The sequence below is a fragment of the Streptomyces canus genome (genome assembly GCF_030816965.1).
Classification (GTDB): domain Bacteria; phylum Actinomycetota; class Actinomycetes; order Streptomycetales; family Streptomycetaceae; genus Streptomyces; species Streptomyces canus_E.
Map to the genome: position 1 here is coordinate 4,701,422 of NZ_JAUSYQ010000002.1, position 14,700 is coordinate 4,716,121.

The window sequence follows — 14,700 nt, forward strand, 5'->3', positions numbered from 1 at the left end:
GGCGGAGCGTCGTCCTGCCCGGTGGGACGGTACGGCGACACCGTACGGTCAGGACGCCGGGCGTGATCTGAGGCCGCGCAGCGGCTCCACAGCGCAGGCCGCTCCCAGCAGAACCGCGCCCGCCAGCACCACGGCCCACCGCAGATGCGCCACCGCCCAGCCGGGGTCCCCCACCAGGACGAACAGGTCACAGCGGGTCGGGAGCAGGTGGGGGGCGAGGAGGGCGAGGGTCAGCAGGCCCGCCGCCACCGACGGGCCGGGCCTGGGCTCGTCGGTGAAGCGGACCGCGACCGCCGCGGCGGCCAGGGCGACGGCGGCCGTCGCCGCGGCCTCCAGGGTGACCGCGCCGACGGGGGGCCGGGCGTGTGCCGGCAGGAGGCTCAGTGCGGCCGTCCACCACAGCGCGGCGACCGGCACCACCAGCGCGACCCGCACTCCCGTCCGGACCCAACGCCGGGTGGGGACGGGGAGGGTGAGCTCCCGCGCCGGATCGTCCAGGAGGAAGGTCAGGCCCAGGGCGAAGGCGAGCGCGGCCGCCCGGAGGAGGGCGAGACCGAGCCACGCGTCGAGCGTCCCGGACAGCACCCGCGGCAGACCTGCCACCAGCAGCCCCACGACCGCCCCGGCAGCGACCGCCCGCCACGGCACGGTCCGTGCCACGGCCACCACCAATGCCGAGCTCACACCTCGCGGGGTCTTTCTCCCCGGCCCGACACCTCCCTCACTCCTCCGCACAGTCCTTCGCCCCCTTCGGCACCTCGGCCCCCAGCACCCGCGCCACCTGGGCCGTCGAGACCCCGGACGCGGTCAGCTGGGTCCAGTGCTGCTTCACGGAAGCCGTCACCTCACCGCGCGGGCGTTCCAGCAACTCCCGCAGAACATCGGTCTGTCCGGCCGTCATGTACAGCCCGCTGGTCGGGGCCAGGACGTACGCCGACCCGGTGACACTGTCGTCGAGGCGGACGTTCGCGAGGTCGGTCATCGGGTGGGAGGCTCCGCCCAGGGCCAGCCACATCGTCGTGACCACCCGCCCGTCACACAGCTCGCCACCCTTCGACTCGTCACCGGCGACCAGCACGGACGCGACGCCGACCGCGAACTCGGGGACCCGGTTGCCGCCCCAGCGCGTGCCGACGGTCACCTGGCCCGGCGCGGTGAGCGGATCGATCGCCCCGTCGCCGCTCAGTCCGTAACGGGCCTCGACCCGCTGCCGTACGAGAAGGGGCTGCCGGGCGGCCGTACCCCCGGCCAGCGGCTGGACGCGGTCCACGACCTCCGCCCAGGTGCCCGCGCGGCCGGTCCACTCGGGGAAGGCGCAGTACGTCGAGTCTCCGCGCTGCACACAGGTCTGGTCCCGCTGCGGGGAGACCGAGGCCTGCTCGCGGGCGGCGGCCAACTGCGCCGACACGCCCCCGGACTGGCCCACCGCGCCGGCCAGCGTCAGCGCGAGCGCGCCCGCCGCGCCGGCCTTCAGATACAGCGTGCGCCCGCCGCTCGCCAGGACCGCGCCGAGGGCCAGGAGCAGGACCAGCCCGGTCAGATACAGGGCGTGCCAGGCGGCGGGACGGCCGACGAGGTCCGACGGCAGGACCGTGTTGCCGCTGTTCTCGCCCACGATCGGGGACAGCCATCGCGACCACTCCGCGCCGCCGGTGCCCGCGGAGATGAACACGCTGAAGACGAAGAGTCCGACCACGCCGACCGGCGCCGCGAACGTGGAGGGGACCAGCCGGGCGAGCAGCACTCCGAACGCACCGCACAGCAGCACGTACAGGGGGCCGACGGCCATTTCGGCGAGTGAGCCGTGGCCCACCGCGCCCGGCCGCAGAGCCTGGCGGGTGAACTCGCCGAGCACGACCAGCGCGGTGACGGCGGCGAAGGGCACCACCGACAGCACATGCGCGACCGTCCGCCGCCACGGTTCCATGACGAGCACGTCGAACTGCCGGTCGGTACCGCGCCTGCGGGAGCGCAGCGTGCACCGGTTGACGCACACGAACAGGGCGATCCCGAGCAGCAGGGGCCCGGTCTGGGTGGCGCGGTCGGCGTCCTGGAGGGCCGGGAAGGCGTCCATCCCCTCCTTCTCGTGGAACAGCGTCCATGCGGTGTAGCCGACGTACAGCATGAGCGTCACCAGTACCGGGATGTACCGCAGCAGGTCGCGTGTCTCGAAGCGGGCGAGGGCGAACACGGCCGCCCAGGAGCGCCTCGGGTCGTCCTGGGGTACGGCGGTGGACTCGGCCGCCGTCCGGGTCGCGAGGCTCATGCGGCCGCCACCTGCGCGTCCGTGTCGTCCAGGGTGAGCAGGTAGCCGTCCTCCAGGGTGGGTTCGAGGAGGTCGGCGCCGGCGGGCGGGTCACCCACGTTGCGGAAGGAGCCGGTGCCGGTGCGCCAGCCCGCCTTCGCGTCCGGGGCGCGTTCCGTGCTGCTCCACACCCGGCCGGCGGCGCGGGCGGTCAGGTCGGCGGGGGTGCCCTTGAAGAGGATGCGGCCGCGGGCCATGACGAGGACGCGGTGGCAGAGCATCGCCACGTCCTCGGTCTGGTGGGTGGACAGGAGCACGGTCCGGCCCTCTCCGGCCTGGGCGATCAACTCCCGGAACCGCATGCGCTGTTCGGGGTCGAGACCGACGGTCGGCTCGTCGAGGACGAGGAACCCGGGGTCGCCGACGAGGGCGGCGGCCAGCGCGACCCGCTGCCGCATCCCGCCGGACAGCTTCTTGATGCGCTTCGCGCGTACGTCCCCGAGGTCGACCTCCTCCAGCACGCGTCGTACCTCGCGGTGGCGTGCGGTGCGGTCGGTGAGTTCCTTGAGGATCGCGACGTAGTCGACGAACTCGAAGGCGCTGAAGTCCGGGTGGAACCCCGGGGTCTGCGGCAGATAGCCGAGCGAGCGGCGGACCTCCTGGCGGCCGCGCGAGGTGCCGGGGTCGTGGCCGAGGACGGTGAAGGTGCCCCGGTCGGCGGGCACGGCAGTGGCGAGCACCCTCAACAGAGTGGTCTTCCCGGCCCCGTTGGGCCCGAGCAGCCCGGTCACGCCCGGCGTCAGCCGCAGCGACACGTCGTCGAGGGCGCGGGTGCCGCCGTAGCGGAGATGGAGCCCGGAGGCGGAGACGGCGGCGGTCATTCGGCGCTCCCGTTGAAGAGGTCGAAGCGGTCACGGAGGAGGAAGAGCAGCCCGGCGGCGAGCGCGGCGACGGTCCCGGCCACGCCCTGCCCGGCCGCGGTGAAGGGTGCGAGCGGGTCGGCGGCCGTCTGCTGCGCGGCCTGCGCGGCGAGGAGTACGGCGACCCAGGCGCCGCCCACCAGGGACGGTGCGAGGACCGGGCCGAGCCGCGGGGTGAGCGCGAGGCCGGTCGCGGTGAGGGCGAGCGCGGGCAGCAGCCAGGCGAGGGCACGCAGGCCGTAGCCGGGCAGGGCGAGGGTGGCGAGCCCGTTGAGGCCGAGGCCCGCGACCAGCACGGCGAGCGTGCGGATCATCAGCAGCCGGAAGCCGTGGGTGGGCGCGACGACCGTCATCTCGTAGGTCGGGTCGAGCGCCGGGCCGTAGGACAGGGCCACGCCGACCAGCGGCAGCAGCGGGGCGAGGGCGAGGAACAGGGTCGGCGACTCGGTGGTGCGCACCGCGCCGACGGTCGTCAGCAGCAGGAACACGACGGCCGCCAGCCACGAGCGCCTGAGCACCGGCGTGGCCGCGAGCAGCCGCGCGGTGTGGTCGGCGATCCCGGCCCGGGTCAGCAGCGACTCCAGCCATCCCGGCCGGGGCGCGTCCAGCTCGGCGTCCAGCCGCTCCCACACGGCGTCCAGCGCCACCGGGTCGGTGACCTCGGCGAGCAGCCCCCGGCACTCGGCGCAGGCCGCCAGGTGGGTGTCGGCGGACCAGAGCAGGGGGGCGGCCAACTCGCCCTGGGCATAAGCCCGCAGATCACCTTCGGCCACATGCCAACTCATGCCGCCACCTCCTTCACTCGCCCCCACGCGGGACCCTGCACTCCGGCCCCGGCCATCGTCTGCGGTCCCGGAACCCACGCTCCGGCCCGCGCCATCGTCCGCCGTCCCAAGCCCTGCACTCCGGCCGCAGGCACCGTCCGCCGCCCCAAGCCCTGCGCCGCGGCGGCAGCCACCGTCCGCAGTCCCAGAACCCACGCTCCGGCCCGCGCCACCGTCCGCAGTCCCGGGCCCTGCACTCCGGCCCCAGCCACCGTCCGCCGCCCCAAGCCCTGCGCCGCGGCGGCAGCCACCGTCCGCCGCCCCGGAACCCGCACTCCAGCCCCAAGGACCATCCGCCGCCCCGACACCCACGCTCCGTCCCCAAGGACCATCCGCCGCGCCAAGCCCCGCGCAGCGGCCCGCGTTCGTTCGTCCGTGCTCACGTCAGTGCCTCCCTCAGCTGCTTGCGGGCCCGCATCGCCCGGGTCTTGACCGTGCCGGGCGGGATGCCCAGCAGGACGGCGGCCTCGCGGGTGGTCAGGCCGTCGATGACCGTTGCCTGAAGGACCGCCCGCAGCTCCGGTGACAGCCGGACGAGGGCACCTGCGAGGTCCCCGTGCTCCACCCCCGCGAGCACGCGTTCCTCCGCGGACGCCTCGTCCCGGTGCCGCAGGCGGGACAGGGCCTGCCTGAGCCGCCCCCGCGCCCCGTCACCACGCAGCGCGTCGATCAGCCGGCGCGAGCCGATCCGCCACAGCCACCCCGCTGCGTCATCGGAGTACCCCTCCTCGCGGTAGCGCGCGGTCCCCCGCCACACCGCGAGGAACGTCTCCTGCACGACGTCGTCGACCAGGGCCGCGTCCGCGCACCGCCCCCGCAGCCGCGCGAGCAGCCAGGGCGCGTACCGCCGGTACAGCTCCTCGAAGGCACGCCGGTCCCCGTCCGCCGCGATGGCCCGCAGCAGATCCCCGTCGCTTTCCGTTTCCCTCACGCCCCTTCATCGGACGACCCCCGCCGACCGGTTCACACCATCACGCTTGACTTTCACGACCCCCTTCAACCACCCTTTCACTACTCAATTAGTGAAAGGGTGGTTGTCCGCGTGGTCGAGTACCGCATCGACCGGCGCTCCGGCGTCGCCACCTACGTGCAGATCGTCCAGCAGACCAAGCAGGCCCTACGACTGGGCCTGCTCGAACCAGGCGACAAGCTCCCCACCGCCCGCGAGGTCGTGGAGGCCACCGCCATCAATCCGAACACCGTGCTCAAGGCATACCGCGAACTCGAGCGCGAGGGCCTGGTCGAGGCCCGCCGAGGCCTCGGCACCTTCGTCCGCAGGACGCTCGGCGCCCACACGGCCGACACGCCCCTGCGCGCCGAGCTCGACGACTGGGCGAAGCGCGCCCGGTCCGCGGGCCTCGGGCGCGAGGACGTCGACGCGTTCTTCACGGCCGTACTCGATGAGCACTTCCCGAAGGGGGACCAGTGAGTTCCACCAGCACCACCCCGGCCGTCGCCCTGGAGGCGTCCGGCCTGGGCAAGCGGTACGGCAGGCGGGCCGCCGCCCTCGACGGCTGCTCCTTCCGGCTGCCCACCGGCCGCATCAGCGCGCTGGTCGGCCCCAACGGCGCCGGAAAGTCCACCCTCCTGGCGATAGCCGCCGGCCTGCTGCACCACACCGCCGGCACGCTCACCGTCCTCGGCGGGGCGCCCGGCGAGGCCCGCGACCGGATCGCCTACCTCGCCCAGAACAAGCCGCTGTACCCCCAGCTGACCATCGCCGAGACCCTGCGCATGGGCGCCGAGCTCAACCCGTCCCGCTGGGACGCCGCCCGCGCCGCCCGGATCGTCGAACAGGGCGACCTTGACCCGAAGTCCCGGATCCGCGGGCTCTCCGGCGGCCAGCGCACCCGGGTCGCGCTCGCCCTCGCCCTCGGCAAGCGGCCCGACCTGATGCTCCTCGACGAGCCGATGGCCGACCTCGACCCGCTCGCCCGGCACGAGCTGATGGGCACCCTGATGGCGGACGCCGCCGAGCGCGGCACCACCGTGCTGATGTCCTCGCACATCGTCGCCGAGCTCGCCGACGCCTGCGACCACCTGCTGCTCCTGGGCGGCGGCCGGGTCCGGCTCGGCGGCGGCATCGACGACCTGCTCGCCGCCCACACCCTGGTCACCGGCCGCGGCACACCCGCCGACCTGTCCCCGCACACGGTGATCGAGTCCCGTACCGCCGGCCGCGGTCTGACCGCCCTGATCCGCCGCAACGGTCCGGTCGGCGAGGGCTGGGCGACCGAGGAGCCCTCGCTGGAGGAACTGCTGCTCGCCCATCTCCGCGCCCCCGAGGCCCCGGCCCTGCTCACCCCGAGCACCACGGCACCCGAGGCGGTGTCCGCATGAGCGCCGCCGTCCTCGAAGCGCCCCCCGCTTCCGCGCGCACACCGCGCGGCCTGGTCCGCACCGTCCTGCGCCTGCACCGCGGCGCCCTGTGGATCTGGCTCGCCTTCGTGACCGCCACCGCGGGCTTCCTGCTCTGGCTCCTCGGTCCCGGCGCCGAGCCCGCACAGCGGAAGCTCGCCGTCTACGGGTACGCCGGGCTGCTCATGGCCGACAGCCCCGCGACCGAGTTCAGCGACCTGTTCTACTACCCCGACACCCTGATCACCGTGGCCTCCTTCGCCATCGCCCTGTTCGCCGGCGGCCCGCTGATCGCCCGCGAACTGGAGAGCGGCACGGCACAGCTCGCCTGGACCCAGTCGGTCTCCCCGGCACGCTGGCTCGCCACCGCGCTGGCCGTCCCCGCGGCCTTCATCGTCCTCGGCACCACCCTGCTGACCGTCCTGTACCAGCAGCTGTGGTCCACCCACAGCGACCTGCTCATCGCCGGCATCGCCCCCCGCTCCCTCTACTTCTCCCTCGGCCCGGCCACCGTCGCCGCACCACTGCTCGGTCTCGCCCTCGGCGCCCTGATCGGCCTCACCGCCCGCCGCACCCTGCCCGCCCTCGCCTTCAGCGGGTTCGCGTACTTCCTGGTCTACGCCTTCCGCGGCAACCACTGGCCCTTCCAGGGCCGCTACCAGCAGCCCGAGCTCAGCTCGCGCAGCCGGGCGATCACCTCCGCCGGCACCGAGATCCGCGACCCGGGCTGCTACGTCGACAAGGCCTGCCTCGCGAAGCACGACGTCGTCCGTTTCACCCGCGAGTACCTGCCGTCCCCCGACTACTGGCCCCGCCAGCTCCTGGAGACCGGTGTCCTGCTCGCCCTCACCGCCGTGGCCGTCGCCCTCGCGTTCGGCATCCTGCGCAGGCGGGCAGCCACCGGATGAGCACCCCGACGCTCCACCGGCAGGGGCTCACCCGGACCGTGCTGCGGCTGCACCGCACGGCCCTGGTGGCGTGGGGCGTCTTCGTCCTCGCCTCCGTCGGCTACCTGGTCTGGCTGACCGAGGTCACCGCCGACTCGGTCCACGCGGCCCTGGCCGCCTGCCCCGACGACGGCCCGGGCCTGTGCGGTGTCGGGGCCTGGCGCGACTACACCGAGCCCATGGGCTGGATCAGTACGTTCATGTACTACAGCTTCTGGGCCGTGGCCGCCTGGGCGGGCGGCGCGCTGATCGGCCGTGAACTGGAGTCGGGCACCGCGCGACTGGCCTGGACGCAGTCCTGCACGCCCACCCGCTGGCTGGCCGTCAAGCTCGCCGTGCCCGCCGGGCTGATCGTCCTCGCCGGCGCCGTGTTCGTCCCCGTCTACCGCTGGGCCTGGTCGGCGCACCGGGACCTGATGGGCGACGACTGGTCCTTCCCGGACGTGTTCGCCGCACGCGGCCCGGCCGTGGTGGCGTACGGCCTGTGCGCACTGGCGGTCGGCACGCTCGCCGCGCTGCTCCTACGACGCTCCCTGCCCGCCCTCGCGGTCGCGGTCACCGTGATGATCGTGCTCAACCAGTGTGTCGAGCGGTACCGCGAGGACTTCTGGCCGACGGCGGGCGGCGCCAAGGCGTCCGCCGGCCTGTGGCAGACCCGGAGCGGCGGCTACCACCCCGCGTCCCACTTCTGGCCCCTGCACCTCGTCGAGACCGGCGTCGTCCTCACCGTCACCGCGCTCGCGACCACCGCCGCCTTCCGGGTACTGCGCCGCCGTACCGCCTGAGAACGCCCCTGAACCGCACGTCCCCCGGCAGCGGGAAGGACGTGCGGTTCAGGGGTGCGGACGCTCGGGAGCCGTCCTCCGATATCCCGAACGCCATGTCGCCGTAACCATTGGTTCAGACGGGCTTGCGACCCTCACCGAATGAAGCCCGCCGTGCCAGAGCCTTCGCCGCCACCCGAGGGATCCGCGGGGAACGGGGACGCCCCGGTCGCCGTCGTGCTCCCGCTCGCCGCCTCCGACGCGCCCGTTTGGCTTCCGGCGCGGAAGAATGGGGTCATGAGCCAGTCGAACACCCAGGCAGAGGTCCAGCACGTGCAGCCCTCCGTGGGCTCCATAGCCGCGCACCGCCCGCACACCGTGTCGGCCACCGTCTCCGATCTGGAGCCAGACCTCGACGCCGATCTCGACGCGTACGAGGAGGTCCCGGTCGACGGGGCCGCCCAGCTCCCGCAGGGTCGTTTCCTCGACCGGGAGCGCAGCTGGCTCGCGTTCAACGAACGTGTCCTGGAACTCGCCGAGGACCCGAACACCCCCATGCTGGAGCGCGCGAACTTCCTCGCGATCTTCGCCAGCAACCTGGACGAGTTCTTCATGGTCCGGGTGGCCGGTCTGAAGCGCCGTATCGCCACCGGCGTCGCCACCCGCTCCGCCTCCGGCCTGCAGCCGCGCGAGGTCCTGGAGATGATCTGGGCCCGCTCCCGCGAGCTGATGGCCCGGCACGCCGCCTGCTACCACGAGGACGTCGCCCCCGCCCTGGCCGAAGAGGGCATCCACCTGGTCCGCTGGAGCGAACTCCAGGAGAAGGAGCAGGCCCGCCTCTTCACCCTGTTCCGGCACCAGATCTTCCCGGTCCTGACCCCCCTCGCGGTCGACCCGGCGCACCCCTTCCCGTACATCTCCGGCCTGTCGCTGAACCTGGCCGTGATCGTGCGCAACCCGGTCAACGGCAAGCGCCACTTCGCCCGGGTCAAGGTCCCGCCGCTGCTGTCCCGCTTCCTGGAGTCCTCCCCCGGCCGCTACGTCCCCATCGAGGACGTCATCGCGGCCCACCTGGAGGAGCTGTTCCCGGGCATGGAAGTGCTGGAGCACCACACCTTCCGGGTCACCCGCAACGAGGACCTGGAGGTCGAGGAGGACGACGCCGAGAACCTCCTCCAGGCCCTGGAGAAGGAGCTCATGCGGCGCCGCTTCGGCCCGCCGGTGCGCCTGGAGGTCGAGGAGTCCATCGACCGCGAGGTCCTCGACCTGCTGGTGCGCGAGCTGAAGATCTCCGAGGCGGAGGTCTACCCGCTCCCCGGCCCCCTCGACCTCACCGGCCTCTTCCGCATCGCGGGCCTCGACCGCCCCGAGCTGAAGTACCGCAAGTTCGTCGCCGGCGTCCACCGCGACCTGGCGGAGGTCGAATCGGCGTCCGCGCCCGACATCTTCGCTTCCCTGCGCGCCCGAGATGTCCTGCTGCACCACCCCTACGACTCCTTCTCGACCTCCGTCCAGGCCTTCCTCCAGCAGGCGGCCGACGACCCGGACGTCCTGGCCATCAAGCAGACCCTGTACCGCACGTCGGGCGACTCCCCGATCGTCGACGCCCTCATCGACGCCGCCGAGGCCGGCAAGCAGGTCCTCGTCCTGGTCGAGATCAAGGCCCGCTTCGACGAGCACGCCAACATCAAGTGGGCGCGCAAGCTGGAGGAGGCGGGCTGCCATGTCGTCTACGGTCTGGTCGGCCTGAAGACCCACTGCAAACTGTCCCTGGTGGTCCGTCAGGAGGGCGACACGCTCCGGCGGTACAGCCACGTCGGCACCGGCAACTACCACCCGAAGACCGCACGGCTCTACGAGGACCTTGGCCTGCTCACCGCCGACCCGCAGGTGGGCGCGGACCTCTCCGACCTGTTCAACCGGCTGTCCGGCTACTCCCGTCGCGAGACCTACCGCCGACTCCTCGTGGCGCCCAAGTCCCTTCGCGACGGCCTCATTTCCCGCGTGAACAAGGAAGTCCAGCACCACCGCGCAGGGCGTCCCGCCTTCATCCGCATCAAGGTCAACTCCATGGTGGACGAGGCGCTCATCGACTCGCTCTACCGCGCGTCCCAGGCGGGTGTGCCGGTCGACGTCTGGGTGCGCGGCATCTGCGCGATCCGCCCCGGCGTCGCCGGCATGTCCGAGAACATCCGGGTCCGCTCGATCCTCGGCCGGTTCCTCGAACACTCCCGGGTCTTCGGCTTCGGCAACGGCGGCGAGCCCGAGATGTGGATCGGCAGCGCCGACATGATGCACCGCAACCTCGACCGCCGGATAGAGGCCCTGGTCCGGGTCACCGACCCGGCCCACCGGGCGGCCCTCAACCGGCTGCTGGAGACCGGCATGTCCGACACCACCGCGTCCTGGCATCTCGGCCCGGACGGCGAGTGGACCCGGCACGCCACGGATGCGGACGGCCAGCCCCTGCGCAACGTCCAGGAGATGCTCATAGACGCCCGGAGGCGCCGGCGTGGCACAGCAACACCTTGAACCGACGGATCCGCTGGCCGGGCACGTCGGGATCACCGGGGACGCCCTCGCGGGCTACCTGCGGTCCCAGGCCACGCAGTTCCTCCGCGCCCTGCGCCAGCACCGGGAGTCCGGCGGTGCCTCGGCGGCGGGCGCGGAGGACCCCGTCGCCGCGGCCCGGGCCCTGCGCCGCTCGGTCCGCCGCATCAGCGCCAGCCTCCATACCTTCCGCCCGCTCCTGGACCCCGACTGGTCGGAGTCCCTCCGCCCCGAACTGGCCTGGCTGTCAGGGACCTTGGGCATGGAGCACGCGTACGAGTCCCGTCTGGAACGCCTGTTGCTGGCCCTGCACAGGCTGTCGGGGGCGGTGTTTCCGACGCAGCCGGCGAGTGCCCCGGTGGTCACCGCCGGCTCCCCCGACCACCCGGTGCCCGCCCCGGACCGCGGCAACCTGACCGTGGGCGCCGCGAAAGCAGGCGCCCTCCTCGACCGCCGGCTCACCCTCGCCCGCACCCGAGCCCACAGCACCGCCCTCCAGGCCCTCGGCTCCTCCCGGTTCCACGCGGTCGCCGACAACATCGCCTTACTGGCAAGCGAAGTCCCCCTGACGAAAACAGCCGTCACCACCGACCTCCAGCCCATGGCCACCACGGCCCAGGAACGCCTCGAGGACGCGGTGACCTCCCTCCCCCTGGTCACCGCGGGCCATCCCTACAACGCCGAAGCCCTCATCCACGGCCTCTCCCCGGACCCCTCTCCCCACCCCCAGGACGCCCCCTGGCACCAGGTCCGCCTCCTCCTTCGCCTGCACCGATACGCGCGGGAGGTCCTCTGCGGCGCCAACCCCCCGGTGGAGCTACGGCTCCTGACGGCAGGTGAGGCCCTGGACCGCCACCGCGACGCCTCGGAGGCCGCGGCCGCCGCCGCGGCAGCGGCCCGCACCCCCCGCATCGCCCCGGCCACCGCCTACGCCCTCGGCGTTCTGCACGCCGACCAGCGCCACGAGGTGGAGGCGGCCCGGTTCGCGTTCCAGCAGTGCTGGCAGAAACAGGCCGTCAGCACCTGAAGGAGGCAGCGACTCCCGTGACCGAGACCCCGCAACCCCCCGTACAGGCGGCCGGCTGCGTGCTGTGGCGCCGCTCCCCGATCGACGGCGAGCTGGAGGTCTGCCTGGTCCACAGGCCGAAATACGACGACTGGTCGCACCCCAAAGGCAAGCTGAAGCGCGGCGAGGACGCCCTCACCGGCGCGCTGCGCGAGGTGGAGGAGGAGACCGGGTACCGGGCCGCACCCGGCGTCCCGCTCTCCGCCGCGAAGTACTACGCCAACGGCCGCCCCAAGCAGGTCCGTTACTGGGCGGCCGAGGCCACCACCGGCGCCTTCGCTCCGAACGACGAGGTCGACCGCATCCTCTGGCTCTCCCCGGCGGCCGCGAGGAACCGGCTGACCCAGCCCCGGGACAGGTCACTCGTCGACGAGCTCCTGGTGCGGGTGCTCGAACGCACGTAGGGCCTTGCGGGGGCGGCTCTCAGACCGGTGCGTGCCCCTCCGCGTCCGCCCGTGCCTGGCTGCGGGCTCTGCGCGCCGGTCCGCGCCAGCCGCAGGTGCACCGGGCCAGGCAGAAACGGCCTTGTTCGACCATCTGCGTGTGGTGGGCCGGTCGGTCGGAGGGAGGTGGGGGGATCCTGTCCTGCTGCGCCACGCCGACAACGTTACCCACCGCGGGTAAAGGCCTGGTATGCGCGTGACGACCCCCTCCTGCCCGTCGTTAGGCGAAACGACAGGGGGTCCTTGACGGACGTATCGGCTGGGGGCAGGCGGCGATGACGGAGCGGCAGCAGAGGCAGGCCGGCGGGTCGGTCGTCGTCGCGGCGGTGCTCATCGCCTGCGCCACCAGTTGCTCGGGCAGCGGCGCCACGCTCGACGACGCGCGCGCGGCCGACCCGGTCGGGACCCTGCGCCGGGCCGCCGACGCCCTTGAGGACGCGGGCAGTTCGAAGGCGAGCACGTCGATGGAGATGGCCACCGGCGGCACCCGGGTCACCATCCGCGGCGAGGGCGTGTACGACTACCGCGAGCGGCTCGGGCGGCTGAAGGTGATGCTGCCGCAGGACCCGGCCGGCACCAGCGAGCACCGGCCGATCACCGAACTCCTCGCCCCCGGCGCGCTGTTCATGAAGAACCGGGGCGCGGGGGTGCCCGCCGACAAATGGGTGCGCGTCGACACCGCGACCCTCTCCGACGGCAACCTCGTCACCGGCGGGGCCACCGATCCGTTCGCCGCCGCCGAGGTGCTGCGCGGCACCAGGACGGCGACGTACGTCGGCACGACCGAGCTCGCGGGGACCGAGGTGCGGCACTACCGGGGTACGGCGGACCTCGCCGCCGCGGCGAAGGGCGCCTCCGGCGCCAACCAGGGTGTCCTGGCAGCGGCGGCGAAAGGGTTCGCCACGGCCGCGGTGCCCTTCGACGTCTACCTCGACGACCAGGGCCGCATCCGCAAGATCCGCCACCGCTTCAGCTTCGTCAACAGCCGGCAGCAGGGCACCGTCGCGGTCGCCTCGACGACCCTCCTGTACGACTTCGGGATCGCCACGGACGTACGTCTGCCGGCCGCCCGGGACATCTACGCCGGCGAGATCTCCGAGGGGTGAGCGGCCGTGACGGGCGTCAAGGACTAGCCCGTCCGTGCCATGCGCGGTGTGTATGCCGCTCCCTACTCTAGGAAGTCGGTAACGGCAGAGAAGAGGTGATGCGCGTGGCTCCGGTCGGCGGTACGGCGGTGCAGGACCACGTGGCCCTCGCCGAGATCGAACTGTGCGGAGAGCTGATCATCGCGGCGTCGGCCGCGGACGACCGGCTCAGCCTGGAGAGCATCGACGAGGTGCTGAAAGTGGCCGAAGAACGCGCGAGCGCCCCCGGCAAGTGAGCCGGGGCGCCCGTCCCGTCGCAGGGAAGGCCGGTTCAGGTCCGCAGCAGCCGGCCGATGGCCTTCGTGGCCTCCTCGACCTTCGCGTCGATCTCGGCGCCGCCCTGGACGGCAGCGTCCGCGACGCAGTGCCGCAGGTGTTCCTCCAGGAGCTGCAGGGCGAAGGACTGCAGGGCCTTGGTGGAGGCGGAGACCTGCGTGAGTATGTCGATGCAGTAGATGTCCTCGTCGACCATCCGCTGCAGGCCACGGATCTGGCCCTCGATCCGCCGCAGGCGCTTGAGGTGTTCGTCCTTCTGCTTGTGGTAGCCGTGCGTGACGTTTTCGGCCACTGCCTCGGAGGGCGCCGGGGCGCCGGTGTCGGTCGTCGTCATCGCGTCCTCCACAACAAGGGGCATTCTTATACCCCTCCTGGGTATATCGTACCGAATTTTCCCGGGTATAGGGCCTGCGGACGGCCCCCGTGCCAACCACTGTGCCTGATGGGCGACACTGGGGGACGGCCCCATTAGCCGTGGCCGGATGATGCACTTAGCATCAGCCTGACCGAAACCGATGCACCCCGAGGACCCCTTGTGCGCTTTCGTCTGACCCCCAGGGAGACGAGCTTCTACGACATGTTCGCCGCCTCCGCGGACAACATCGTCACGGGCTCGAAGCTCCTGATGGAACTGCTCGGCGCGGACACCGCCGGCCGGGCCGAGATCGCAGAGCGTATGCGGGCCGCTGAACACGCCGGTGACGACGCCACTCACGCGATCTTCCACCAGTTGAACTCCTCGTTCATCACGCCGTTCGACCGCGAGGACATCTACAACCTGGCGTCCTCCCTCGACGACATCATGGACTTCATGGAGGAGGCCGTCGACCTGGTCGTCCTCTACAACGTCGAGGAGCTCCCCAAGGGCGTCGAGCAGCAGATCGAGGTGCTCGCGCGGGCCGCCGAGCTCACGGCCGAGGCCATGCCGAACCTGCGGACCATGGACAACCTCACCGAGTACTGGATCGAGGTCAACCGGCTGGAGAACCAGGCGGACCAGATCCACCGCAAGCTGCTCGCCATGCTCTTCAACGGCAAGTACGAGGCCATCGAAGTCCTCAAGCTCAAGCAGATCGTGGACGTCCTCGAAGAGGCCGCGGACGCGTTCGAGCATGTGGCGAACACGGTGGAGACCATCGCCGTCAAGGAGTCCTGACCTCTT

General features: G+C 72.5%; 16 protein-coding genes. 10 read left to right on the top strand and 6 right to left on the bottom strand.

Annotated elements, in window-relative coordinates; translation table 11 throughout:
* Positions 1–48: 48 nt before the first annotated feature.
* From QF027_RS22530 to QF027_RS22550, 5 genes are all read right to left on the bottom strand, one after another.
* On the bottom strand, positions 49–684 hold the full coding sequence (locus QF027_RS22530) for an ABC transporter (protein WP_307076591.1): 636 nt from the start codon (positions 682–684) through the stop codon (positions 49–51).
* Between the two features lie 37 nt (positions 685–721).
* Positions 722–2,266 (bottom strand): ABC transporter permease, encoded by a 1,545-nt coding sequence (locus tag QF027_RS22535; RefSeq protein WP_307076593.1) that lies wholly within the window; start codon positions 2,264–2,266, stop codon positions 722–724.
* Positions 2,263–3,126, bottom strand: a complete 864-nt coding sequence (locus QF027_RS22540; RefSeq protein ID WP_307076595.1) for an ABC transporter ATP-binding protein — start codon at positions 3,124–3,126, stop codon at positions 2,263–2,265. The genes QF027_RS22535 and QF027_RS22540 overlap by 4 nt, the downstream gene beginning before the upstream one ends.
* Entirely contained in the window at positions 3,123–3,950 is an 828-nt protein-coding gene (locus QF027_RS22545) for a zf-HC2 domain-containing protein (protein ID WP_307076597.1), read from the bottom strand. The genes QF027_RS22540 and QF027_RS22545 overlap by 4 nt, the downstream gene beginning before the upstream one ends.
* A gap of 418 nt (positions 3,951–4,368) precedes the next feature.
* Entirely contained in the window at positions 4,369–4,920 is a 552-nt protein-coding gene (locus tag QF027_RS22550; RefSeq protein ID WP_307076599.1) for an RNA polymerase sigma factor, read from the bottom strand.
* Positions 4,921–5,031: 111 nt separating this feature from the next.
* Between QF027_RS22550 and QF027_RS22555 the strand changes: the two genes are divergently transcribed.
* From QF027_RS22555 to QF027_RS22595, 9 genes are all read left to right on the top strand, one after another.
* Positions 5,032–5,418: a GntR family transcriptional regulator gene (locus QF027_RS22555; RefSeq protein WP_059206816.1), complete on the top strand. Its 387-nt coding sequence runs from the start codon at positions 5,032–5,034 to the stop codon at positions 5,416–5,418.
* Positions 5,415–6,329 carry an ABC transporter ATP-binding protein gene (locus QF027_RS22560; RefSeq protein WP_307076601.1) on the top strand — a complete coding sequence of 305 codons (915 nt, stop codon included), beginning with the start codon at positions 5,415–5,417 and terminating at the stop codon, positions 6,327–6,329. The genes QF027_RS22555 and QF027_RS22560 overlap by 4 nt, the downstream gene beginning before the upstream one ends.
* The gene (locus QF027_RS22565; protein ID WP_307076603.1) at positions 6,326–7,255 is read left to right on the top strand and encodes a hypothetical protein; all 930 of its coding nucleotides are present in this window, start codon (positions 6,326–6,328) and stop codon (positions 7,253–7,255) included. Before QF027_RS22560 ends, QF027_RS22565 begins: the two co-directional genes overlap by 4 nt.
* Positions 7,252–8,079 (top strand): hypothetical protein, encoded by an 828-nt coding sequence (locus QF027_RS22570; RefSeq protein WP_307076605.1) that lies wholly within the window; start codon positions 7,252–7,254, stop codon positions 8,077–8,079. The genes QF027_RS22565 and QF027_RS22570 overlap by 4 nt, the downstream gene beginning before the upstream one ends.
* 276 nt (positions 8,080–8,355) lie before the next feature.
* Positions 8,356–10,590: an RNA degradosome polyphosphate kinase gene (locus QF027_RS22575; protein WP_306979405.1), complete on the top strand. Its 2,235-nt coding sequence runs from the start codon at positions 8,356–8,358 to the stop codon at positions 10,588–10,590.
* Positions 10,571–11,635: a CHAD domain-containing protein gene (locus QF027_RS22580; protein WP_307076607.1), complete on the top strand. Its 1,065-nt coding sequence runs from the start codon at positions 10,571–10,573 to the stop codon at positions 11,633–11,635. Before QF027_RS22575 ends, QF027_RS22580 begins: the two co-directional genes overlap by 20 nt.
* Before the next feature lie 17 nt (positions 11,636–11,652).
* A complete protein-coding gene (locus QF027_RS22585) occupies positions 11,653–12,078 on the top strand; it encodes an NUDIX hydrolase (RefSeq protein WP_307076610.1) in 426 nt (141 codons plus the stop codon).
* Positions 12,079–12,392: 314 nt separating this feature from the next.
* The gene (locus QF027_RS22590; RefSeq protein WP_306979399.1) at positions 12,393–13,223 is read left to right on the top strand and encodes a hypothetical protein; all 831 of its coding nucleotides are present in this window, start codon (positions 12,393–12,395) and stop codon (positions 13,221–13,223) included.
* 98 nt (positions 13,224–13,321) lie between these two features.
* On the top strand, positions 13,322–13,498 hold the full coding sequence (locus QF027_RS22595; RefSeq protein ID WP_167363066.1) for a hypothetical protein: 177 nt from the start codon (positions 13,322–13,324) through the stop codon (positions 13,496–13,498).
* A 35-nt stretch (positions 13,499–13,533) separates the two neighbouring features.
* On the opposite strand, the gene QF027_RS22600 is transcribed toward QF027_RS22595, so the two are convergent.
* Positions 13,534–13,872 (bottom strand): metal-sensitive transcriptional regulator, encoded by a 339-nt coding sequence (locus tag QF027_RS22600; protein WP_306979395.1) that lies wholly within the window; start codon positions 13,870–13,872, stop codon positions 13,534–13,536.
* A gap of 201 nt (positions 13,873–14,073) precedes the next feature.
* Between QF027_RS22600 and QF027_RS22605 the strand changes: the two genes are divergently transcribed.
* Positions 14,074–14,694: a DUF47 domain-containing protein gene (locus tag QF027_RS22605; RefSeq protein ID WP_030043659.1), complete on the top strand. Its 621-nt coding sequence runs from the start codon at positions 14,074–14,076 to the stop codon at positions 14,692–14,694.
* Positions 14,695–14,700 lie beyond the last annotated feature (6 nt).